At 69.6% G+C, this 21,333-nt stretch carries 23 protein-coding genes; 11 read left to right on the plus strand and 12 right to left on the minus strand.

What is annotated here, in order from left to right:
* Positions 1 to 29 precede the first annotated feature (29 nt).
* The 8 genes from BM004_RS33925 to BM004_RS33960 all read right to left on the minus strand — a co-directional run bounded on the left by BM004_RS33925 (position 30) and on the right by BM004_RS33960 (position 7,795).
* Complete coding sequence (locus BM004_RS33925) at positions 30 to 1,079, minus strand: RNA ligase (ATP) (RefSeq protein ID WP_177206697.1); 1,050 nt, start codon at positions 1,077 to 1,079, stop codon at positions 30 to 32.
* A gap of 344 nt (positions 1,080 to 1,423) precedes the next feature.
* Complete coding sequence (fahA, locus tag BM004_RS33930) at positions 1,424 to 2,749, minus strand: fumarylacetoacetase (protein ID WP_093220118.1); 1,326 nt, start codon at positions 2,747 to 2,749, stop codon at positions 1,424 to 1,426.
* 10 nt (positions 2,750 to 2,759) lie between these two features.
* Positions 2,760 to 3,566: a cyclase family protein gene (locus BM004_RS33935; protein WP_093134557.1), complete on the minus strand. Its 807-nt coding sequence runs from the start codon at positions 3,564 to 3,566 to the stop codon at positions 2,760 to 2,762.
* Between the two features lie 58 nt (positions 3,567 to 3,624).
* A complete protein-coding gene (locus BM004_RS33940; protein ID WP_093220120.1) occupies positions 3,625 to 4,422 on the minus strand; it encodes an ABC transporter permease in 798 nt (265 codons plus the stop codon).
* On the minus strand, positions 4,419 to 5,189 hold the full coding sequence (locus BM004_RS33945) for an ABC transporter permease (RefSeq protein ID WP_093220123.1): 771 nt from the start codon (positions 5,187 to 5,189) through the stop codon (positions 4,419 to 4,421). Before BM004_RS33945 ends, BM004_RS33940 begins: the two co-directional genes overlap by 4 nt.
* Complete coding sequence (locus BM004_RS33950) at positions 5,182 to 5,961, minus strand: ABC transporter ATP-binding protein (RefSeq protein WP_177206699.1); 780 nt, start codon at positions 5,959 to 5,961, stop codon at positions 5,182 to 5,184. Before BM004_RS33950 ends, BM004_RS33945 begins: the two co-directional genes overlap by 8 nt.
* A gap of 80 nt (positions 5,962 to 6,041) precedes the next feature.
* Positions 6,042 to 7,001: an ABC transporter substrate-binding protein gene (locus BM004_RS33955; RefSeq protein ID WP_256220172.1), complete on the minus strand. Its 960-nt coding sequence runs from the start codon at positions 6,999 to 7,001 to the stop codon at positions 6,042 to 6,044.
* Entirely contained in the window at positions 6,998 to 7,795 is a 798-nt protein-coding gene (locus BM004_RS33960) for a TetR/AcrR family transcriptional regulator (RefSeq protein ID WP_093220125.1), read from the minus strand. The genes BM004_RS33955 and BM004_RS33960 overlap by 4 nt, the downstream gene beginning before the upstream one ends.
* A gap of 100 nt (positions 7,796 to 7,895) precedes the next feature.
* Here BM004_RS33960 and BM004_RS33965 point away from each other — a divergent pair, with 100 nt between their 5' ends.
* Both BM004_RS33965 and BM004_RS33970 read left to right on the plus strand, forming a co-directional pair.
* Positions 7,896 to 9,923: an acetoacetate--CoA ligase gene (locus BM004_RS33965; RefSeq protein ID WP_093220128.1), complete on the plus strand. Its 2,028-nt coding sequence runs from the start codon at positions 7,896 to 7,898 to the stop codon at positions 9,921 to 9,923.
* Positions 9,924 to 10,000: 77 nt separating this feature from the next.
* Positions 10,001 to 10,384 carry a YbaY family lipoprotein gene (locus tag BM004_RS33970; RefSeq protein WP_256220173.1) on the plus strand — a complete coding sequence of 128 codons (384 nt, stop codon included), beginning with the start codon at positions 10,001 to 10,003 and terminating at the stop codon, positions 10,382 to 10,384.
* A gap of 7 nt (positions 10,385 to 10,391) precedes the next feature.
* On the opposite strand, the gene BM004_RS33975 is transcribed toward BM004_RS33970, so the two are convergent.
* Positions 10,392 to 12,332 carry an adenylate/guanylate cyclase domain-containing protein gene (locus BM004_RS33975; protein ID WP_093220134.1) on the minus strand — a complete coding sequence of 647 codons (1,941 nt, stop codon included), beginning with the start codon at positions 12,330 to 12,332 and terminating at the stop codon, positions 10,392 to 10,394.
* Between the two features lie 216 nt (positions 12,333 to 12,548).
* Positions 12,549 to 13,259 (minus strand): 2OG-Fe(II) oxygenase, encoded by a 711-nt coding sequence (locus BM004_RS33980; protein WP_093220137.1) that lies wholly within the window; start codon positions 13,257 to 13,259, stop codon positions 12,549 to 12,551.
* Between the two features lie 82 nt (positions 13,260 to 13,341).
* Between BM004_RS33980 and BM004_RS33985 the strand changes: the two genes are divergently transcribed.
* Positions 13,342 to 13,845 (plus strand): GFA family protein, encoded by a 504-nt coding sequence (locus BM004_RS33985; protein WP_093220139.1) that lies wholly within the window; start codon positions 13,342 to 13,344, stop codon positions 13,843 to 13,845.
* Positions 13,846 to 13,898: 53 nt separating this feature from the next.
* Here BM004_RS33985 and BM004_RS33990 read toward each other — a convergent pair whose 3' ends face one another.
* Complete coding sequence (locus BM004_RS33990; RefSeq protein ID WP_093220142.1) at positions 13,899 to 14,819, minus strand: LysR substrate-binding domain-containing protein; 921 nt, start codon at positions 14,817 to 14,819, stop codon at positions 13,899 to 13,901.
* A gap of 184 nt (positions 14,820 to 15,003) precedes the next feature.
* Here BM004_RS33990 and BM004_RS33995 point away from each other — a divergent pair, with 184 nt between their 5' ends.
* From BM004_RS33995 to BM004_RS34030, 8 genes are all read left to right on the plus strand, one after another.
* Positions 15,004 to 16,203, plus strand: coding sequence for an acyl-CoA dehydrogenase (locus tag BM004_RS33995; RefSeq protein ID WP_093134585.1), 1,200 nt, complete (start codon positions 15,004 to 15,006; stop codon positions 16,201 to 16,203).
* A 6-nt stretch (positions 16,204 to 16,209) separates the two neighbouring features.
* A complete protein-coding gene (locus tag BM004_RS34000; protein WP_093220145.1) occupies positions 16,210 to 17,448 on the plus strand; it encodes a CaiB/BaiF CoA transferase family protein in 1,239 nt (412 codons plus the stop codon).
* Positions 17,449 to 17,472: 24 nt separating this feature from the next.
* Complete coding sequence (locus BM004_RS34005; RefSeq protein WP_093220148.1) at positions 17,473 to 17,901, plus strand: VOC family protein; 429 nt, start codon at positions 17,473 to 17,475, stop codon at positions 17,899 to 17,901.
* A gap of 244 nt (positions 17,902 to 18,145) precedes the next feature.
* On the plus strand, positions 18,146 to 18,526 hold the full coding sequence (locus tag BM004_RS34010) for a helicase SNF2 (RefSeq protein WP_256220174.1): 381 nt from the start codon (positions 18,146 to 18,148) through the stop codon (positions 18,524 to 18,526).
* Positions 18,527 to 18,582: 56 nt separating this feature from the next.
* Positions 18,583 to 18,996, plus strand: a complete 414-nt coding sequence (locus BM004_RS34015) for an organic hydroperoxide resistance protein (RefSeq protein WP_093220153.1) — start codon at positions 18,583 to 18,585, stop codon at positions 18,994 to 18,996.
* A gap of 122 nt (positions 18,997 to 19,118) precedes the next feature.
* Positions 19,119 to 19,742 (plus strand): dihydrofolate reductase family protein, encoded by a 624-nt coding sequence (locus BM004_RS34020; RefSeq protein ID WP_093134597.1) that lies wholly within the window; start codon positions 19,119 to 19,121, stop codon positions 19,740 to 19,742.
* A 103-nt stretch (positions 19,743 to 19,845) separates the two neighbouring features.
* Positions 19,846 to 20,430 (plus strand): hypothetical protein, encoded by a 585-nt coding sequence (locus BM004_RS34025; protein WP_093134600.1) that lies wholly within the window; start codon positions 19,846 to 19,848, stop codon positions 20,428 to 20,430.
* Between the two features lie 13 nt (positions 20,431 to 20,443).
* Complete coding sequence (locus BM004_RS34030; protein ID WP_093220156.1) at positions 20,444 to 20,857, plus strand: hypothetical protein; 414 nt, start codon at positions 20,444 to 20,446, stop codon at positions 20,855 to 20,857.
* Here BM004_RS34030 and BM004_RS34035 read toward each other — a convergent pair.
* Positions 20,854 to 21,312, minus strand: a complete 459-nt coding sequence (locus BM004_RS34035; RefSeq protein WP_093134605.1) for a CopD family protein — start codon at positions 21,310 to 21,312, stop codon at positions 20,854 to 20,856. The genes BM004_RS34030 and BM004_RS34035 overlap by 4 nt on opposite strands.
* Positions 21,313 to 21,333: the final 21 nt, after the last annotated feature.

The raw sequence follows: 21,333 nt of genomic DNA on the forward strand, positions 1-21,333 counted from the left end.
GGCCTTTTTCGTTGGCGCTTCGGATGGCTTCAGCGGTCCGAGTGCTTCAGCAGGTAGCGGTTCGAGATCGCCTTGAACGACAGCCCGCCGTCCAGCCGCTTGAACACCACCCCCTCGCGTGAGGTCGCCGGGTTCAGCGACGGCCCTTCGGCGTACGCCAGCACCTCGTCCATCGACGCGCGGAAGCGTTCGAGCGTGGTCACTTCCAGCAGCGGCACGGTGCGCACCGTCGCGCCCAGCACGCGCAGCGCATCGACGACGGCGTTGCGCTCGTCCCTCCCGCAGTGGCTGCCGCGGTCGATGTCGAACACATCGAACACGTGGAACTGCTGCCCGCGCAGCTTCTCCGGGTTGCCCTGGATGCCCTCGCCGACGATCTCGCCCTGCAGCGCCACGTTGCGGCCCAGCGTCGCCAGCGCTTCCAGCAGGCGGTCTTCCCGCGCCACGCGCCACAGGCTGTTGCCCGGAGTTTCGCGCAGCTGCCAGTTGCGTCCGCACACGCCTGACGTGCCCGCGTTACCCGCGTTGTGGAACACGGTCATGCTCGATCCGTCGAGCTTCACCGTGACTTCGAACGCGAGTCCGTCGCTCGCGGCGAACACCGCCGGCAGGTTCTGGATGCGCTCCTGGTCGGTCTTGGCGATGAAGTCCGGAAACGCGCCTTCCACCTCGCCTGACAGGCAGGCCGGGATCACCGGCTCCCATTTGCCGATGCCGAACAGCTCAGCCCAGTCGTGCTGGCGCAGCGCCGGGTCGGCCAGCGCGAGCGCATCGATCTCGGTGAATTGCGACAGCGGCAGGATCAGCCCCTGCGAGATCTGCCCGCGCAGCTTCATCGTGCGAAGCCGCACGCCGCGCTGTTCGTTCCAGGTGATCGCGGACTTCTCGAGGAAGCCGAAGCGCGGATCGTCCAGCGGCAGGAACGCGTCGATCTCGAAGAAGACGCAGCGGTCGCCGGCGGCGAACTCTCCCTTCTTGATGACGACGCTCCAGCCTTCGACGATGGCGCATTCGATCGCGTCGGCCCCGGCGATGGGGCGGACGGCGTCGACGTTGCGGACGGTGGCCAGTTTGCGCATGGTTTGTTTTCTCCCTGTGATGAATGCGTGGATGCGTTGACGGTGACGAAAAGAAAAAAGGCCCGGAACCATTCGGTGTCCGGGCCTCTTTTGAAAGAGTGCGGGAGCGCTGCGCGCTATGCGCTGCCTCCGCCCGGTGCGGCGTGACGGGCCGTGTGCTGCTGCAGGCCGTTGGCATGGTCCATGCCGCATGCGACCTCGCCGCCCTCTGTAGGGAGGGCGATGCAGGGGAGGGCGATGACCGATGCGGGATTCACGATGAGGCGTCCGGTGGAGGTGCGGGTTTGTTTGCAGGCGCTCGAATGCGCGAAGGAAGCGGACTGTAAATAGTGTTTACGCCGTCGTCAACCCCTGGCCGGCAACACCGTGCCGCGGCTCTCGCCGAAGCCGATGCGCGCGTGCCCCGGTTTTTCGCACAAGCCGCGCAGCAGCACCGCGTCGCCGTCTTCCAGGAAGCCGCGCTGTTCGCCGTTGGCCAGCGTCACCGGGCTTTGCGCCGCGCGCGCCAGCTCGATGATGGCGCCGGCCTCGCCGGGGCCGGGCCCCGAGATCGTGCCGCTGCCGAACAGGTCGCCGGGGTTCAGGCTGCAGCCGCCCACCGTGTGGTGCGTCACCATCTGCGCGACGCTCCAGTACTGGTGCCTGAAGCTGGTGGACGACAGGCGCGACGGGCCCGTCTTCTCCTTGCGTGCCCTCTCGCTCTCGAGCCAGACCTCGAGCCGGATGTCGAGCGCGCCGCTCTCGCGGTTGCCCGCGTCCTCCAGGTAGGCCAGCGGCTGGGGCTCGTTGGCCGGCCGGGTCCAGGCCTGGCGGTAGGGCGCGAGCGCTTCCATCGTCACGATCCACGGCGAGATCGTGGTCGCGAAGTTCTTCGCCTGGAAGGGCCCGAGCGGCGCCATTTCCCAGAACTGGATGTCGCGCGCCGACCAGTCGTTGAGCAGGCAGATGCCGAAGATGTGATCGCCCGCGCGCTCCAGCGGAATCTGCTCGCCCTGCGCATTGCCGGTGCCGATCCACACGCCCAGCTCCAGCTCGTAGTCGAGCCGCGCGCAGGCCTGGTAGGTGGGCGCCTTCGCGCCGGGGGCCATGGCCTGGCCCATCGGCCGGTGAAAGCGCTGGCCGCTCACGCCGATGGTCGACACCCGCCCGTGGTACGCGGTCGGAATCCAGCGGAAGTTGGGCGTCACGTCGCCGTCGGGGTTCATCAGGCGGCTGATGTTCAGCGCGTGGTCGATCGAGGTGTAGAAGTCGGTGTAGTCGCCGATGCGCGCGGGCACGGCGTATTCGACCTCGGCCTGCGGCACCAGGCATTCGCGCACCGCCTGCACGGTGGCCACGGGGGCGTCGTTCTTCAGCAGGTCGAACAGCGCGTGGCGCAGCGCCTTCCATGCGCCGGCGCCGAGGGCGAAGAAGTCGTTCAATGCCGGCAGCGCCGCGGCCCGCGCCGCATCGAGCGCCGGGCCGTCCAGTTGCTGGCGCGTGGCCAGCGCCGCCAGGTCGAGCACCTGGTCGCCGATGGCCACGCCGCCGCGAAATGCCTCGCCGCCGCCCACGCGGCGGAACACCGCATGCGGCAGGTTCTGGACCGGAAAGTCGCTGCCCGCCGCGTTCGCCGATTCGACCCAGCTGCGTGCGTGAACGTCGTGCGTGTGGTTGAGGGTGATGCTCATGCGCCGGTCCTCACACGGAGGCCATCAATGCGTCGTCGAAGATCGCGACGGCGCGCGTCCACCCCGCCGACGCGCCGCGGATCTTGTGCGGAAAGCAGCTGATGAAGAAGCCCGTGGGCGGCAGCACCTCGAGGTTGTGCAGCTTCTCGATGTGGCAGTAGCCGATGTCGCGCCCGGCCTTGTGGCCTTCCCAGATGAGCGAGGCGTCCTGCGTCTCGCCGTACTTCTTCGCGGTGTGCACGAAGGGCGCGTCCCAGCTCCAGGCGTCGGTGCCCGTGAGGCGCACGCCGCGCTCCAGCAGGTACATCGTCGCTTCGTAGCCCATGCCCGCGCCGGCCGACACGTAGTCGGGGTTGCCGTAGCGCGAGCCGGCGCGCGTGTTGATCACCACGATCTCCAGCGGGCTCAGCGTGTGGCCGATGCGCTTGAGCTCGGCTTCGACGTCATCGGCCGTCACCACGTAGCCGTCGGCGAAGTGGCGAAAGTCGAGCTTCACGCCGGGCTGGAAGCACCATTCGAGCGGCACGTCGTGGATGGCGATGGCGGGCTTCTTCTCGCCCAGCGCCTTGTCCATGGTCGAGTGGAAGTGGTAGGGCGCGTCCAGGTGCGTGCCGTTGTGCGTCGACAGCTGCACCAGCTCCACCGCCCAGCCTTCGCCGTCGGGCAGGTCTTCTTTCTTCAGGCCCGGAAAGAAGGGCTCGATCTGCTCGTAGGTCTGCTCGTGCGTGAAGTACTGGATCTTCGGCGCGAAGGCCGGCGGGTCGGACATCACGTCGTTCTCCAGGAAGATCGACAGGTCGACGAATTGGCGTGGCATGGTGAGGCTCCTTGTGGGGTGTTCGTGTTGGAAGGGGAGGATTCGAGGCATGGGGCGATCAGGGCTGTTGCCAGCGCAGCAGCCGCTTCTCTGCAAAGGCCAGCAGCGCGTTGCTCACGAAGCCGATGAGCCCGAGCAGCACGATGCCGGCGAACAGGTCGCTGGCGCGGAAGGCGCGCGCGGCCAGCAGGATGGCCTGGCCCAGGCCGCTTTGCGAGGCGATCATTTCGCCCACCACCGCCACGATGAGCGCGATGGTCAGCGCGAGCCGCATGCCGGCCAGGATGTCGGGCATGGCGTTGGGCAGGCCCATCTTCCAGATGTACGCCGCGCGCGACATCTGCAGGCAGCGCGCCACTTCCGCCAGCCGCGGCTCCACGGCCGCGAAGCCGTGCACCGTGGCCAGCAGCACCGGCCACATCGCGCCGAAGGCCACCACGAACAGCACCATGCCGGGGTTCAGCCCGAAGATCGAGATGGCCAGCGGCAGCAGCGCCGAAGCGGGCAGCGGGCGAATGAACTCCAGCGTCGGCTGCACCCACGCGCGCACCGAAGGCGACACGCCGATGGCCGCGCCCAGCAGCACGCCGAACAGCGACGCCAGCAGCCAGCCCTCGACCATGCGCCCGACCGTGGCCTGCGTGAAGGCGAGCAGCTCGCCGTTGCCGGTGTTGGCGCTGCCGCCGGAAAGGTTGAGGCCTTCGAGCAGGCTCGCGAAGGTGGCCTGCGGCGTCGGCAGGAACACGCGGCTCACCCAGCCCGCGTTGCTCGCCACCCACCACAGCGCGACGAGCGCCAGCAGCACGCCCAGCGAGCCGAGCCGGTTCAGGCCCGCGCGTTCGTTGCCGCCGTTCATGGCTGCACCCCCATGCGCCGCGCCACCACGCGTTGCAGCAGCAGCATGCCCGCGTTGACCGCAAAGCCCACCACGCCGATCCACCCGAGCCACGCGAGCATCAGCGCGGGGTCGAAGCTCTGCTGCGCGATCATCATCGCGTAGCCCATGCCGTTCGGGTTGGCCGCGATCTCCACCGTCACGGCCACCACCAGCGCCACCGCCACGCCCAGCCGCAGCGCGACGAACAGGCGCGGCACGATGGCCGGCAGCACGATCTTGAAGGCCCGCTCGTGCGCCGACAGGCCCAGCACGCGGCTCACCTCGAGCAGCCGGGGCTCGATCTGCTGCACCGCCGACTGCACCAGCACCAGCAACGGCCAGAAGGTGGCGAAGGCGACGATGGCCAGCTCCATGCGCACGCCGAAGCCGAAGCCCAGCATCGCGAGCGGAATCAGCGCCACCGAAGGCACCGGGCGCAGCACCTCGATCGACATCGAGCCCAGCTGCGCCGCGCGGCGCGAGAGCCCGAGCACCAGCCCCAGCGCGATGCCGAGCACCGCGCCCAGCAGCAGCCCGAGCGCGGCCGTGCCCAGCGTGAAGCCGGTGGCCTGCCACAGCGAGCCGTCCATGGCCGCGCCCACGAAGGCCTTGGCCGCCGCGCTCGGTGGCGCCAGCGAGTCGCTGCCCAGGGCCGATGCGCGGCGCGCGTACCACTCGAACACGCCGACCAGCAGCACGGGAAGCACCCACGGGCGCACCCAGCGAAAGAGGCGGCTCTCAGTCATGGCCCTGCTCGATGAAAGCGAACAGCTCACGCCGCAACTGCAGGTACTCCGGATGCTCCTTGGTCGTGAGCTGGTCGCGCGGGCGCGGGATCTTCACGTCGATCATCCGCGCGAGGCTGGGCCGCCCCGGGCCGGGGTTGGCCTGCAGCGCGATCACGCGGTCGCCGAGGTAGATGGCCTCCTCGAGGTCGTGCGTGACGAACAGCACCGTGAGCCCGTCGTCGCGCACCAGCCGCGCCAGTTCGTCCTGCAGGCTCTGCCGCGTGAGCGCGTCCAGCGCGCCGAAGGGCTCGTCCATCATCATCAGCTCGGGCCGCTGCGCGAGGCAACGCGCAATCTGCGCGCGCTGCTGCATGCCGCCCGACAGCTGCACCGGAAACTTGTGCGCATGCTTCGCCAGCCCGACCTTGCCGAGCACGTCGGCGATGCGCGGCGCGCGCTCGCCGGCAGGCACGCCGGCCGCTTCGAGCGCGAGGCTCACATTGCCTTCCACCGTGCGCCACGGCAGCAGCGCGCGGCCGTAGTCCTGGAACACGAAGGCGACTTCGCGCGACGGCGCGCTCATCTTCACGCCGTTGCGCCTCACCTCGCCCGCGCTGGCCGCGACCAGGCCGCTGGCCGCGCGCAGCAGCGTGGTCTTGCCGCAGCCGCTGGGCCCGACGATGCAGACGAACTCGCCGCGCGCCACGTCGAACGAAGTGGGCGACAGGATCTCGCGCCCGCCCAGGCGGATGGTCACGCCGTCGAAGCGCAGGAAAGGGGTGGCTTGCATCGTGGGGCTGGCGGGCGGATGGAAGGCGCCGGCAGCAAGCGCGGCGCGCGCAGTGATGGGGGCGGGGGCGGGGACTGCGATCACTTCACCACCAGCTTCGCCACGTCGATGTTGGTCTTGAGCATGTCCTGCTCCTTCATCAGCCCGGTCCAGTAGGCGAGCTGTTTCTCGGTCACCACGGGGCCGGGCGGCGAGACCTGCACCTTGGCCAGCACCTCGGGCGGCAGCTTGATGTACTTGCCGATGGCCGCGCGCACCCTGGCGTCGTTCCTGGCCTGCTGCATGAACGCGCCCGACTCCACCAGCGCCTCGCGGAACGCGCGCGCCGCCGCCGGGTTCTTCGCCACCCATTCGCGCTTGGCCGCGTGCACGATGGTCTGGTTGTTCTCGGGCAGGAAGGTCGAGTAGTACGAGGCCACGTAGCCCGCGCCGCTCTCGGTGATGCGGCTCATGAACGGGTCGGCCGACACCACCGCGTCGACCGAGCCGCCGCGCAGCAGGTCGGCGTGCTGCGGGAACGCCGCCTCGACGAAGTTCACCTTGCGGTAGTCCACGCCGCTGTCCTTCAGCCAGGCGCGAAAGGTCACGTGCAGGAAGGCGCCCAGGCCCGGCACGCCGATCTTCTTGCCCACGCAGTCCTGCGGGCCCTTGATGCCCGAGCCCGCGCGCGCCACCAGGCCGAAGCCGGTGATGGTCTTCGAGGTGAGCCCGCCGCCGGCCACCAGCACCAGGTCGAGCCCGCCGTCCACCGCCTGCAGGAACACCGAGGGCGTGGGCCCGCCGATCTGCAGCGAGTCGGATTGCAGCGCCGCCGGAATCGTCGAGTTCAGCGGAATGAACTTGAGCTCGACGTCGAGGTTGCGCTTCTTGAAGTAGCCCTCTTCGGCCGCCACGAACACCGAGGCGAAGTCGGTCACGGCCGTGTAGCCGAACACGATCTTCGGGTTGGCTTGGGCGAAGGAGGGCAGCGCGGCGCCGGCCGACGCGGCGGCCAATGCCGACAGCAGGGTGCGCCGTTTCATCGTGGGGGTGTTCGTCATGTCTTTTGTCTCCGGGGGGTGGTTCTTGTGCGGGGGGGCTTTTCGGTCGTGGCGGTCGTGGCGGCCGTTGCGGTCCTTGCCGCTTTCACCGTCTTCGGCCGGGGCAGCGCCGCGCGCAGCCCGCCGACGATGAAGTTCACCAGCATCGGCGCCACGGCCGGGTCGGCGCGCGTGTTCTCGCCGCGCGACAGGCGCTCGATGCGGCTGTCGTTCAGGTGGTGCAGCAGCGAGCCCAGCGCGAACTGGTAGCCCCAGGCCGCCTGGCTGCGCGTGGCGTGCGGCAGGGCGACGTGCAATGCGTCGATGTAGGCCTCGGCCAGCGGGTCGAAGTACGAGCGCAGCACGCGGTCGGCTTCTTCGGTGGCGTGGTACAGCTCGCGCGCCACCAGCAGCGCGTAGTACTCGCCCTCGGCGCTCGCGCGCAGCGCCAGCACGGGCGCGGTGAAGGCGTCGATGATGCGCGGCAGCGTGCGCGGGTCGTCGGCGTCGTTGTCCACCGCGGCCAGGCCCGCGAGCCGCTCCTCGATGGTGTGGCCCCAGTGCTCGAAGATCGCGTGGAACAGCTCGTGCTTCGCGCCGTAGTAGTAGCCCACCAGCGCGAGCGGCACGCCGGCCTCCTCGGCGATCTGGCGGATCGTCACCGCGTGGTAGCCGTGCTGCGCAAAAAGCTTCTCGGCCGCCAGCAGGATGGCGAGCTTGCGGTCGGGGCGTGAAGTCTCTGGGGCGACTGCGGCCGGGGCGGGCGCCGCGGCGCGCGAGCCGCTGCGCCGGACGGGAGGTGTGCGGGTGCTCATCGGGGCGTATTGAACGCTTGTACAAAAACATTGAACACGCGTACAAACCCTGAGGTCAACCCTCATTGAGCACGGTCGTTCACGGCGCTACGCTCGAGCCATGCCCGTTCCGAACCTTGCTCCCGACACCCCTCCCAACATTCCCCAGATCCGCCTCTACCAGGACTGGCTGCGCGAGACGCGCGGCCTTTCGTTCGACGGCTACGACGCCCTGTGGCGCTGGTCCGTCACCGAGCTCGACGCCTTCTGGCAGAGCATCTGGGACTACGCCCGCATCGAATCGCCCACGCCGCACACCGCGGTGCTCGCCGAGCGGCGCATGCCCGGCGCGCGCTGGTTCCCCGGCGCCCAGGTCAACTACGCGCGCGAGGTGCTGCGCCACGTCGACGCGGCGCATGCGGCCGGCATGCCCGCCATGGTGAGCGACAACGAGCGCGGCGAGGTGCGCGAGATGTCGTGGCCCGAGATGCGCCGCCAGGTGGCCTCGGTGGCGCTCACGCTCAAGTCGCTCGGCGTGCAGCGCGGTGACCGCGTGGCGGCCTACATGCCCAACGTGCCCGAGACCATGGTGGCGTTTCTCGCGTGTTCCAGCATCGGCGCCGTGTGGAGCGTGTGCGCGCCCGACATGGGCACCGCCGCCGTGGCCGACCGCTTCCGCCAGATCGAGCCCAAGGTGCTGATCGCGGTGGACGGCGTGCACTACGGCGGCAAGCCGCTGGACCGCAGCGCCGTGCTGCAGGAGCTGCGCGGCCAGTTGCCCAGCGTGCAGAAGCTGATGCTGGTGAAGTCGCCCTACGCCGCCAGCCACGTGCCGCACGACGTCGAATGGGTGCACGCCACCGACCGCTACGACGACAAGGTCGCGGCCTTCGAGCCCGAGTGGCTGCCCTTCGACCACCCGATCTGGATCGTCTACTCGAGCGGCACCACCGGCCTGCCCAAGCCCATCGTGCACGGGCAGGGCGGCATCATCCTCACCATGCATGCCTGCGGCCTGCACAACGACGTGGGCGCGAGCTACGGCGCCAACAACTTCGGCGAGCGCTACCACTGGTACAGCTCCACCGGCTGGGTCATGTGGAACTCGCAGCTCTCGGGCATGGCCTTCGGCGCCACCATCTGCATCTACGACGGCAACCCGGCGGGCAGCAAGGACAAGCCCGACTGGGGCGTGCTGTGGCGCTTCGTGGCGCGCCACAAGGTCAGCTTCTTCGGCGCGGGCGCGGCCTACTTCACCAACTGCATGAAGTCCGGGCTGGTGGCCCGCGATTGCGGCGACCTGTCGCGCGTGCGCGCGCTCGGCAGCACCGGTTCGCCGCTGCCCGAAGAGGTGCAGCGCTGGGGCTCGCAGCAGATCCTGGGCGCGGGTTCCAAGGAGGTGTGGTGGTGCAACATCTCCGGCGGCACCGACTTCTGCGGCGCCTTCGTCGGCGGCAACCGCGACCTGCCCGAAGTGCCGGGCCAGATGCAGTGCCGCGAGCTCGGCCACGCGGTCGAGGCCTGGAACGAGAGCGGCCGGAGCGTCATCGGCGAAGTGGGCGAGCTGGTGTGCACGCAACCCATTCCGTCGATGCCGCTGTACCTGTGGGGCGACGAAGGCAACGCGCGCTACCTGTCGAGCTACTTCGACACCTACCCCGGCGTGTGGCGCCACGGCGACTGGATCAAGATCGGCGCGGACGGCGGCTGCATCATCTACGGCCGCAGCGACGCCACCATCAACCGCCAGGGCCTGCGCATGGGCACCAGCGAGATCTACAGCGCGGTCGAGGGCCTGCCCGAGGTGCTCGACTCGATGGTGGTCGACCTCGAGTACCTGGGCCGCGACAGCTACATGCCGCTGTTCGTGGTGCTGCGTCCCGGCGTGGCGCTCGACGACGCGATGCGCACGCGGCTGAACAACGCCATCAAGACCTCGCTGTCGCCGCGCTTCGTGCCCAACGACATCTTCCAGGTGGCCGAGATCCCGCGCACGCTGTCGGGCAAGAAGCAGGAGCTGCCGATCAAGAAGCTGCTGCTGGGCCAGCCGATCGAGAAGGTGGTCAACCGCGAGGCCATGGCCAACCCGGGAAGCCTTGACTGGTACGTGGCTTTTGCAGCCCGGCGCGCGGCCACCGCCTCCGCATAATGGGGCGGATGAAAAGACGCACCAGCCTCCTCATGTTTTCCGCCGCGGCAGGCGCCTCGTTGCTGAGTGCCTGCGCAATGCCTTCATCGCCATCTTCCGCAACCGGCGGTTCGGCCGCGCCGCTGCGCGTGAGCGGCAGCGTCACCTACCGCGAGCGCATGGCGCTCGACCCCGCGGCCGAAGTGCTGGTGCAACTGCTCGACGTGTCGCGCATGGACGCCGCCTCGACCGTGCTGGCCGAGCAGCGCATCAAGGCCAACGGCAAGCAGCCGCCCTTTGCCTATGAACTGAAGGTCGATGCCGCGCGCATCGACCCGCGCATGCGCTATGCCGTGTCCGCGCGCATCTCGCGCGGCGAGCAGCTGCTGTTCATCAACGACACGCAGCATTCGGTGCTCACGCAGGGCGCCGGCAGCACCGCCGACCTGGTGCTGGTGCGCGTGACCCAGGCCCCGCGCTGAAGAAGGCTCAGGCGGTCAGCAGCTCGTAGAGCACCATGCGCGTCTGCCGGCCGCGCAGCTCCACCAGTTCCTCGATGCGCCGCGTGTACAGCCGGCCCTGCAGGCCGGCATAGGTCACCTCCGACATCAGCATCTGCGTGCCCAGCTGCTTGTTGATGCCCTCGATGCGGCTCGCCACGTTGATGACGTCGCCGAACGCCGTGTAAGACAGCCGGTCGTTCGAGCCCAGCACCCCCGCGATCACCGTGCCCGTGTGGATGCCGATGCGCGTGCGGAACGCGGGCAGCCCTTCGTCCTGCCACTTGCGGTTGAGCTCGCTCATTTCCACGTGCAGTTCGAGCGCGGCCAGGCAGGCCCGGTACTCCGCGTCGGGCAGGTCGGCGGGCGCGCCCCACAGCACCATGATGCCGTCGCCGATGAACTTGTCGACCACGCCGCCGTGCCGCGCGAACACGCCCGTGGCCAGGTTGAAGTACTCGGTCAGCATGCCCACCAGCACGTCGGTGTCCAGCGACTCCGAGATCGAGGTGAAGCCCTCCACGTCGGTGAACATCACGGTGATGCGCCGCGGCGAGCCGTTGGGCGCAATCGCATGGCCCTGGTCGATGAGCTGGTTGATCACGTCCACCGGCACGAACTTGCTGAACGCCTTCAGGCTGCGCGCCGAGTCGTCCAGCGCCTGGTCGAGATGCTGGATCTCGAGCACGCGGCTGGGTTCGCGCGGCAGGTTGTCCAGCTCCAGCAGGCCGATGCGCCGCGCGATGTGCGAGAGGTTCTCCACCGGCGAGGTGACCAGCTTCGACAGCTTGAGCGACATGAACAGCGAGATCGCCAGGAAGGCCAGCGCCACCAGCAGCCCCCACAGCACGGCGCGGCGCAGGTCGCCCAGCAGCGCGTCCTCGGGCACCCAGCTCACCAGGTGCCAGCCGGTGGCCGGAATGAGCGAGGCCTGTACCAGGTAGCGGCGCCCATCGAAGGTGAACGCGAAATCGGTGTCGTTGCCGCTGCCCGCCGTGCCGTCGGCCACCATGTGCGCATGCAGCGCGCCCAGCACGCCGTTGGGCGGGGTCAGCGTGTGCAGCGCGCCGGACTGGTCGCTGCGCGCGAGCACGCGGAAGTCGGCGCTCAGCAGGGCGCTGTCGCCGTCGCCGCCGCTGTTGAACTGCCGCACGAACTCCGACAGCCGCCCCAGCGACACGTCGCCCGCCGCCACCAGCGCCTGCGCGCTGCTGTCCGCGTAGCGGCGCTTGCTGGGCAGCGCGTAGGTCACGCCCAGCTCCTGCGCCGCGGCGAACACGTAGGGCTGCGTCCAGATCGGGCCCTGCGCCTTGCGCGCCTGCAGGTACCAGCTGCGCTGCGTCGGGTCGTAGCTGCTGCGGTAGGACTCGATGCGCTGCGTGGCGTAGCGCTGCTGCACGTCGGCCTCGGCGTCCAGCGGCAGCTTGTACTGCCAGGTCTCGGTGGTGAAGTCTTTCGCGCGCTCGATGTGGCGCATGGCCGGCACCGGGTAGCGCAGGGCCATCAGCATCTGGCCCTTCTCGTTGCTCACGTAGATGCTGTCGAGTTCGGGCGACTGCTGCAGCAGCGTCCACAGCAGCTCGGCCGTGCGCTCCGACTGGTCGCCCTCGGGCCGCAGGCTCGGGGCCGTGCCCACCGCGTTGATGACCGACTCGGCCTTCTGCAGGAAGGCCAGCACCTTGTCCTCGGTGCGGTCGTGGTTGGCCTTGTGCGCGGACACGCCGATGCGCGACACCAGCCGCTGCGAGCCCCAGTAGCCCAGCGACACCAGCAGCAGCGACTGGGCCAGCGCCACGGCGCTCACGATGGTGCCCACGTCCACCCGGAACCGGCGCGAGCGCCCGGGGGGAGGTGCCGCGGCCGTGGGGGCGGCGGATTCGATAGGCGGCGTCTGCGCCGCAGCCGGATCTCCGGACGGGTTCTTGTTCATACAGCTCCCTGACAACCACTCGAGCGCGCCCGCTGCGCCGAGGCTGCAGACCGGCCCCGGGGGACTCACGGCCCCGATCTTTGATGTCGGGGATCCTGGTGGGTGGCCGGAAGCGGCGTGATTTTCGCTCGACTTCGGTTTTTGGGGGATGCGGCGGCGCAACGCGCCTGCCGCAGGGGCTGTACGAGGCCTTCTTGCCTCTTCTCTTGCCGCAGCCTATTGCGCGTCGTGGAAGATCAGGCCCAGCGTGTGCCGGTGCCCCGACCGCACGCGGCTCACGCCGTGGCGCATCGTCACGCGGTAGGTGCCGCGCGTGCCCGTCACGGGCCGCTGGTTGACCGCGAAGATCACCGCCTCGCCCTGCGCGAGCGACACCACCTCGGCGCGCGACTGCATGCGCGGGCGCTGCTCGGTCAGCACGAATTCGCCGCCCGTGAAGTCGCGGCCCGGCTCGCTCAGCAGCACCGTGAGCTGCAGCGGAAACTGCAGCTCGCCGTACAGGTCCTGGTGCAGGCAGTTGTAGTCGCCCTCGCCGTAGCGCAGCAGCAGCGGGGTCGGGCGCAGTTGGCCCGCGGCATGGCAGCGCGCCAGGTAGGCCGCGTGGTCCGGCGGGTGGTCGGCCGGCTGGCCCATGGCCGCGGCCCAGGCATTGGCCAGCGGCGCCAGGCGCGCGTACAGCGCGCTGCGCCAGGCCGCGAGCTTCTTCGGCAGCGGGTTCGCAAAGTACTGGTACTCGCCCTGGCCGAAGCCGTGGCGCTGCATCACGACGCGGCTGCGGAAGCGGTGGCCCTCGTCGTACATGGCGACGAGCGCGGCGCATTCCTCGGGCGTGAAGACCGGGCCAGCGACGGCGCAGCCGCGCAGGGCGAGGTCGTCTTCGATGCGGGGCCAGTCGAGGGCGTCGACCTGGGAGGCGGGACATGTCATGGACACAGTGTCCGGTTTTCGAGGCCGGGAAACTCGCCGTTTCCGGACACATCTTTCAATGCCCGCGAGGTAGATTCCGTGCATGAGCACACCGAACATTCCCAACGACCCGGCCACCGGCGACTGGCAACTCCCCTGGGAGGGCGGCTGCCGCTGCGGCCAGGTGCGCCTGCGCATCAGCGCGCCGCCGCTGCTGGCCATGGCCTGCCACTGCACCGGCTGCCAGCGCATGACGGCCAGCGCCTTCTCGCTGTCGCTCGCCATTCCCACGCCGGGCTTCGAGGTGACGGCCGGCGAGCCGGTCATCGGCGGCCTGCACGGCGACTCGCACCATTGCTTCTGCCCGCACTGCAAGAGCTGGCTGTTCACCCGCACCGAAGGCCTGGACTACTTCGTCAACATCCGCGCCGGCGCGCTCGACCACCATGAGTGGTTCGTGCCCTTCGTCGAGACCTGGACCGACGAGAAGCTGCCCTGGGCCTCGACGCCCGCGAAGCACAGCTTCGGCGCCTTGCCCGCGATGGATGCGTTCCCGGCGCTGATCGAGGCGTATGCGAAAGAGGGCGCCCGGCCCGCCAAGCGCTGAAACCTTGCCCGCAGCCGCAGCCGTTCGCGCGGCTGGCGTTCAGCCCGCCTGGCTCAACCCTGCTGCGCCTGCGCCTGTGCCTGCGCCTGCGCAAGCAGCCAGTCGCTGAAGAACTTCAACAGCGGCCGCTGGTCGGCCCGCTCCGGTGTCACCAGGTAGTAGTTGCGCTCGCCCGACAGCGGCCGTGCGCAGGCCACCACCAGCTCGCCGCGCGCCAGTTCGTCGGCCACCAGCATGGTCGGCATCAACGCCACGCCGAGCCCGTGCGAGGCCGCCGCCGCGAGGATGGAGAACAGCTCGTAGCGCGGGCCGCCGCGCGCGTTGGGCGCGTCGATCTGCTGCGCGTCGAACCACTGGCGCCAGCCGTCGGGGCGCGTGCTCTGCTGCAGCAGCGGCATCTTCGCGATGACGGCGGGCGTCACGGCCTTGCCGCGCGCAAGCAGGGCGGGGCTGCACACCGGCACCACGTCCTCGTGCATCAGCAGCAGCGCGTGCGTGCCGGCCCAGTTCTCGACCTGCGCGGGCGTGCCGGCGTACAGCGCCGCGTCGAACTCGGCGTCGGCGAACAGAAAGGGCCGCGTGCGCGTCTCGATGTGCACCACCACGTCGGGCTGCAGCGCCGCGAAGCCCTTCAGGCGCGGCATCAGCCAGCGCGTGGCGAAGGTGGGCACGGCCGCCAGCGAGAGCGAGCCGCCTTCGCCCTGGTGCGCCATGGCGTCGAGCGCGTCGCGCTCCATCGCCTGCAGCCGCATGGCCGTCTGCCGCGCATAGGCCGCGCCGCTGGCGGTGAGCGCCACGCCGTGGCGCGTGCGGCGGAACAATGCCACGCCCAGGAAGGCCTCGAGCGTGCCGATCTGGCGCGACACCGCGCTCTGCGTGAGGGCGAGTTCCTGCGCGGCGCGCGTGTAGCTCTCGTGGCGCGCGGCGGCGTCGAAGCACACGAGGGTCTGCAGCGGCGGGATCTTGCGGCGCATGTATGCCTGGAAAGTAGGAATGGAGCGGGGCGCTTCTCAATGAAGATGTGGCCCGAACATCTTGCAAGACATTCTATAAACGCATATCTGGGTGCGCAATCCTCGTTTGCGTCATGGTGCCTGCGTGGCTAGGATCGACCGATTCCCCTCTTTTTTCTCTTTTCCCCTCTTCCGGAGACAGCACATGGCCGCCAAAGCGCAATTCCACTGGGACGATCCCCTTCTTCTCGACCAGCAACTGACCGACGAAGAACGCATGATCCGCGACGCGGCCAACGCCTACTGCCAGGAGCGCCTGGCGCCCCGCGTCATCGAGGGCTTCCGCACCGGTGAAACCGACCCCGCCATCTTTCGCGAAATGGGCGCGCTCGGCCTGCTGGGCCCGACGATTCCCGAGCAGTACGGCGGCCCCGGCCTGAACTACGTGGCCTACGGCCTGATCGCGCGCGAAGTCGAACGCGTCGACTCGGGCTACCGCTCGATGGCCAGCGTGCAGAGCTCGCTGGTGATGGTGCCGATCTTCGAATTCGGCACCGAAGGCCAGAAGCAGAAGTTCCTGCCCAAGCTCGCCACCGGCGAATGGATCGGCTGCTTCGGCCTGACCGAACCCGACCACGGCTCCGACCCCGGCAGCATGGCCACGCGCGCCAAGAAGGTGCCGGGCGGCTACTCGCTCAGCGGCTCGAAGATGTGGATCAGCAACTCCCCCATCGCCGACGTGTTCGTGGTGTGGGCCAAGGAAGTCAGCGAAAGCGGCACCGTGGGCCCGATCCGCGGCTTCGTGCTCGAAAAGGGCATGAAGGGCCTGAGCGCCCCCGCCATCCACGGCAAGGTCGGCCTGCGCGCCAGCATCACCGGTGAAATCGTGATGGACGGCGTGTTCTGCCCCGAGGAAAACGCCTTCCCCGAAGTGCAAGGCCTGAAGGGCCCGTTCACCTGCCTGAACAGCGCCCGCTACGGCATCTCGTGGGGCGCCCTGGGTGCCGCCGAAGACTGCTGGCACCGCGCCCGCCAGTACACGCTGGACCGCAAGCAGTTCGGCCGCCCGCTCGCGGCCAACCAGCTGATCCAGAAGAAGCTGGCCGACATGCAGACCGAGATCACGCTGGGCCTGCAAGGCAGCCTGCGCCTGGGCCGCATGAAGGACGAAGGCACGGCCGCGGTGGAAATCACCTCGATCATGAAGCGCAACAACTGCGGCAAGTCGCTGGACATCGCCCGCATGGCGCGCGACATGATGGGCGGCAACGGCATCAGCGACGAGTTCGGCGTGGCACGCCACCTGGTGAACCTGGAAGTCGTGAACACCTACGAAGGCACGCACGACATCCACGCGCTCATCCTGGGCCGCGCCATCACCGGCATCGCAGCTTTCGCCAACTAAGAACGCATGACAACGAAGCCCGCAGCACTCGACGGCATCAAGGTCCTCGATCTGTCCCGCGTGCTCGCGGGCCCGTGGTGCACGCAGATCCTGGCGGACCTGGGCGCCGACGTCGTCAAGATCGAACGCCCCGGCGTCGGCGACGACACGCGCACCTGGGGCCCGCCCTTCATCAAGGACGCGGACGGCAACGACAGCGACCAGGCCAGCTACTTCACCGCCTGCAACCGCAACAAGCGCTCGGTCACCATCGACATGGCCACGCCCGACGGGCAGGCGCTGCTCAAGCAGATGGCGGCGCAGGCCGACATCGTGGTGGAGAACTTCAAGACCGGCGGCCTGAAGCAGTACGGCCTCGACCAGGAAAGCCTGCGCGCGGCCAACCCGCGCCTCATCTACTGCAGCGTGACCGGCTTCGGCCACGACGGCCCCTACGCCGAGCGCGCGGGCTACGACCTGATGATCCAGGCCATGACCGGCATGATGAGCATCACCGGCCGTCCCGACGACGTGCCCGGCGGCGGCCCGCTGCGCGTGGGCGTGGCGCTCACCGACCTGTTCACCGGCGTCTACGCCAGCACCGCCATCCTCGCGGCGCTGCAGGTGCGCGACCGCACCGGCGAAGGCCAGCACATCGACATGGCGCTGCTCGACGTGGGCATGGCCATCCTCGCGAACCAGGCCAGCGCCTTCCTCAACACCGGCAAGGCGCCCGGCCGCCAGGGCAACACGCACCCGAGCCTGGCGCCGTACCAGGACTTCCCGACGCAGGACGGCTCGATGCTGCTGGCCGTCGGCAACAACGGCCAGTTCGCGCGCTTCTGCGAAGCGGCCGGCCACTCCGAGTGGGCGAGCGACGCACGCTTTGCCACCAACACGCTGCGCGTGAAGCACCGCCTGGTGCTGATCCCGATGATGGAAGAGCTCACGCGCACCCGCACCACGGCCGCGTGGGTCACGCTGCTTGAAGACAAGGCCGTGCCCTGCGGCCCGATCAACGACATCGCGCAGGCCTTCGACGACGCGCAGGTCCAGGCGCGCGGCCTGAAGGTCACGATGCCGCGCGACGCGGGCGACGGCATTGCCAGCATCACCGGCGTGGCGAGCCCGCTGCGCCTGTCGGCCACGCCGCCGGTGCTGCGCCATGCGCCACCGGCACTCGGCCAGCACACGCAGGAAGTGCTGGCGGAAATGGGCATCGACGCCGCCCGCTTCGATGCCCTGCGCTCGGCCGGCGTGGTCTGACGCCGCTGCCATGACAAGGCCGGCATGACGAGCCCGATGCGCCCACCGTTCGCGGTGCTGCGCATCGACCACGTCGTGCTGCGCGTGAAGGACATGGCGCGCGCCGTCGCGTTCTATGCCGACGTGCTCGGCTGCACCGTCGAGAAGCGCCGCGACGACCTGGGCCTGGTGCACCTGCGCGCCGGCGCCAGCCTCATCGACCTCGTCACGCCCGACGGCCCGCTGGGCCGCCAGGGCGGTGCGCTGCCCGGCGCCGAGGGCCGCAACGTCGACCATCTCTGCCTGCGCGTCGAGCCCTTCGACGAGGCGGGCATCCGCGCGCTGATGGCGCGCCACGGCGTGGCCCTTCACGGCGGCGTGCAGAACAACTTCGGCGCCGAGGGCAACGGCCCGTCGATCTACCTGAGCGACCCCGACGGCAACACCGTCGAGCTCAAGGGCCCGGCCGCCTAGCTGCGGCCCGGCCGGTCGGCTGCCCCCTGCGCGGCCGCCTTTCCCCGTCTTTCATTTCCGATTTGTACGCCACTGTGTCCGGCCGGCGCGGCGTACACACGCGCATGCAAATCTGCCGGTGGCTCGACACATCGCGGATACAGCCCGCCGATGTAATTCATGCATCGCCACCGACGACACACACACAGAGGAGGCGATGGTGTTCAACCGACCCCTTCACCCTTCATCTTCGAAAGACATTGCCATGAAAACCACCAAGCTCCTGATCGCCGCCGCCGCTCTTTCCGCTTTCGCCATGGGCGCCAGCGCGGAGAACTACCAGGGCGTGCTGCAATTCCAGTCGTCCGCCAGCCGCACCGCCGTGCAGGCCGCGGGTGTGGCCGCCGCCCACGTTGCAGACCCGTACGCCGACGGTGCCACCGCGGGCGTGCCCGCCGTCGTGGCCGGCCTGAGCGACCGTGCCCAGGCCCGTGCCGGCGCCATCGCCGCGGCCCGCGCCGGCAACATCTACGCAGACGGTGCAGGCGCCGGCCCCAACGAGCGCTTCGCCAGCACGCTGGACCGCGCCGCGGTGCGCGCCCAGGCCGTTGCCACGGCCCACGGCATCGATCGCCTGGCGCTCTGAGCCCGGCCCGCGCGACACCACTTTCACCACGACCCCCTCTCATCCAAGGAAGCACCATGACCGACAAGCAAGTCCTCTACACCGGCAAGACCCACACCACCGGCGGCCGCCAGGGCGCATCGCGCAGCAGCGACGGCAACCTCGACATCCAGCTGTCGCCTCCCGGCGGCAACGGCACGGGCACCAACCCCGAGCAGCTGTTCGCGGCCGGCTGGTCGGCCTGCTTCATCGGCGCCATGGGCAAGGCCGCGGGCGGCCTGAAGGTCAAGCTGCCGGCCGACCTGGCGGTGGATGCCGAGGTCGACCTGGTGCTGCAGGAAGGCCAGTACCTGCTGCAGGCGCGCCTGAACGTGAGCCTGCCGGGCCTGGACCGCGAGACCGCGCGCGCCGTGGTCGACATCGCGCACCAGACCTGCCCGTACTCCAAGCTCACGCGCGGCAACATCGACGTCGAGCTGAACCTGGTCTGAGCCTCCTGTCGGCACGCGCGTTCGCCCCTGCCTGCCTGTTTGCCTGTTTTCAACGGGCGGGCTCGCGCATAGACTCCGCCTTCTCTGCAACCCAGGCCGGCTTCGCCGCCGGAACGCGACGTATGAGCAGCAGCAAGGTCTTCTTCGACGTGGGCATCTCGCTCGACGGCTACATGGCGGGCCCGAACGCCAGCCCCGGCAACCCGATGGGCGACGGCGCGCGCGCCATGCACGGCTGGATCTTCCAGACCGCCACCTTCCGCGAGATCCTGGGCATGCCCGGCGGCGAGCGGGGCACGCCCGACGACGCACGCGTCCAGCAGGTGTTCGCGCGCGCCGGGGCCTATGTGATGGGGCGGCGCATGTTCGACGAGGGCGAGGTCGCCTGGCCCGAGAACCCGCCGTTTCGCGGCCCCGTGTACGTGCTCACGCATTCGCCGCGCGAGCCGTGGGTGCGCCAGGGCGGCACCACCTTCCACTTCGTGACCGACGGCCTCGCGAGCGCGCTGGCCCAGGCCAAGGCCGCGGCCGGCGGCAAGGACGTGCGCATCTCCGGCGGCGTCGACACCGTCCGCCAGGCCATCCGCGCGGGCTTGCTCGACGAATGCACGATCCACGTCGCGCCGAACCTGCTGGGCGCGGGCCAGCGGCTGCTCGAGGGCCTCGCGCCCGGCGAGATGACGCTGGTGCCCGTGCGCGCCGACGGCTCGGCGCTGGTGACGCACCTGGACTATCGGTTCACCTGAACGAGGCCTGAGCCGTGACGTGAACGAGGCCTGAGCCGTGACGTGAGCGAAGGAGAATGGTGGCGCGCGCTCGCGCACACAACAATTCTTCAGGGAGCTCCCCATGTCCGAACATCCGTTCGCTGCGCGCGTTGCCGCGCGGCTGTCCTTCGCCGTGTCCGCGGTCGCCGCAACCGCGCTGCTCGCCGCCTGCGGCTCGCGCCAGCCGGCCCCGCCCGAGCCGCCGCCCGCCACCGCCACGCCGCGCAACAGCGTCGTCATGCCCGCCGTTGCCTACGGCACCACCGCCAAGGGCGTGCAGCTGACGAAGGCCGACGACGCGTGCGACGTGCCCGCGTCGTTGCGCCAAGCCGTGCAGGACCAGTTGCTCGACCCCTACGAGTTCGTGCTGGCGCCACCGGCACCCGCTGCGGCACAGGCCGCGCCTTCGCTGAAGCTGGAGATCACCGACCTGCTCGCGAATGCGGGCGGCCTGTACGGCGGCCCCAAGATCGTCCAGCTGCGCGGCACGCTGGAGCGCCAGGGCGAAGCGCCCGCCAGGTTCACCGCGCAGCGCCAGATGTTCATCTACTTCGGCATGCCGCGCAGCACCTGCAGCATGGTCGGTGTCGTGACCTACAAGCTGGGCGAGGACATCGCGCAGTGGCTGCTGAAGCCGCTGGACGGCGCGGTGCTGGGCGAGCGCTGAGCACTGCAAGGACATGGCGAACCACGAGGCCGCACAGCCGGTCGAAGCGGTTGCGATGGCAAGCGCCTCCGGTGCCGTCGCCTCGGCTGAAGTCGTGCGCGTCGACTACGCGATGCACCGGCTGGAGGTGACCGTGCGCAGCGCGACGCACGGCACCTCGGTCAAGATCGGCTTCGGCGAGGTCGCGGCCTACCGCGTCATGGACGAGCGGGACTTCGGCGAATACTGGCCTGCCTGCGCGTCGCCCGACGGCCTGCTGTTCCAGATCCGGTCGGGCGGCTGGCTGGCGAAGGAACGGGTTCGCCCCGGCAGCTGCATCGCCTTTCATGGCGATCTTCGCGAGTACCTGGTCGCAGGAATCACCGACTGCGTCTGCGTGCTTTGTGCCGCAGAGCCCACCATCGAGCCGTATCAGGGCGTGGCCTAACCCGCCCGCCCGATGATCGCCACCCCGAACACCACCACCCCCAGCGCCAGGTTCACCGTCACCAGCTGGCGCACCGTGTTCAGCCGCGCCGCGGCCACCGGCCATGCGCTCTGTTCCACCGCGCGCCGCAGCGCCTTGAACACCGACGCGCGGATGTAGACGTAGATCGCGGCCATCACGATCGCGATGCTCATCATGGCTTGCACGCGCCAGTGCACGCTGCGAAAGCCGCCGGTCGCGAGGATCATCGCCACGCCAGTCACGAACAGCAGCGTGAGCGCCGCGTCCACGCCGATGAAGAAGCGCCGCAGCGTCGCGGCCATCATGCGCAGGCGCAGCGGCGGCTCCAGCGTGGCGACGGCGGACGGGCGCACCGCGAAGTGCAGGGTCGCCATGCCGCCGACCCAGAAGGCGGCGCACAGCAGATGGACGAAGAGGGGAACGACGTAGGACATGGGGCCCGATCAGAACACCGA

The sequence above is a fragment of the Variovorax sp. OK212 genome (assembly GCF_900112425.1).
In the GTDB taxonomy this organism is placed as follows: Bacteria; Pseudomonadota; Gammaproteobacteria; order Burkholderiales; family Burkholderiaceae_C; genus Variovorax.